Below are 1,074 nucleotides of genomic sequence, written 5' to 3' on the forward strand. Positions count from 1 at the left end.
CGGAGCCACACGGGTGAGCACTTTCGGTGAGCAGGACTGAGCAGGATCAAGGATCTGGCGCACTTTCCGTGAAGACGGAAGTATGCCGCTGATCAGCGAGTATCTGCGATAGACCAAGATCATCTCGGTGTGACCCCGCGCCCCTGACCGCTCTCCTTCCTCACCTGAACGGCGTCGTCATCGACGCCGTTCGCCGGACCGAATCCACGATCCGGATCACCGCCCACTCGCAAAGCAGCCAGAGACAGTGCCCGAAGTGCGGCACCGCATCGAGTCGGGTGCATTCACGGTATCGACGCCGACCCGGCGACACGGCCATCGGCGCACACCCGGTCGTCCTCGACCTCGCGGTCCGCAGATTCTTCTGCGACAATAATTCCTGCAGTGCAGCAACATTCGCAGAGCAGATACCCGGACTGACGCAGCGTTGGGCTCGGCGAACCATGATACTCGCCACGATGATCGAGGCGATCGGACTGGCCCTGGCCGGCCGCGCCGGCGCCCGCCTCGCAACCACACTCGGGATACACGTCAGCAGGGACACCCTGATACGGGCAGTGCGATCGATCCCCGAGCGGCCGATCGAGACCACACCGGTCCTGGGGATCGACGACTTCGCACTGCGTCGCGGCCACGTCTACGGAACGCTCATCGTCGATCTCGTCACGAGCCAGCCGATCGATCTGCTGCCCGACCGAACCAGCGACACCGTCTCCACCTGGCTGCAGCAACATCCCGGTGCCGAGGTCGTGTGCCGCGACCGGGCCGGTGCCTACGCCGACGCCGTCCGGACCGGGGCACCCGATGCGGTGCAGGTCGCCGACCGATGGCACCTGTGGCGCAACCTGATCGACGCGGTCGAGAAGACCGTGATCCGGCACAGGAAAGAACTGGCTGCCCCGGCCCCTCCACCGGAGAGTGCCGAGGAGATCGGTGACGACGAGACTACAGAGGTACCTGACGGCCGCTTGGTGGTCCGCACCCGCGAACGGCACGCAGCCGTTCACGAACTGCATGCCCGAGGAATGTCGATCTCTGCTATCAGCAGGGAATTGAATCTCGACCGCAGGACCG

At 64.9% G+C, this 1,074-nt stretch carries 1 protein-coding gene; it reads left to right on the forward strand.

Annotated features, from left to right (window positions below; translation table 11 throughout):
• Positions 1-179: 179 nt before the first annotated feature.
• Positions 180-1,074 (forward strand): ISL3 family transposase (locus I0Q12_RS11545; protein ID WP_307846186.1); only part of this gene is annotated, 895 nt, incomplete at its 3' end.

It is taken from the genome of Rhodococcus sp. CX, assembly GCF_015865005.1.
Taxonomy (GTDB): Bacteria; Actinomycetota; Actinomycetes; order Mycobacteriales; family Mycobacteriaceae; genus Rhodococcus.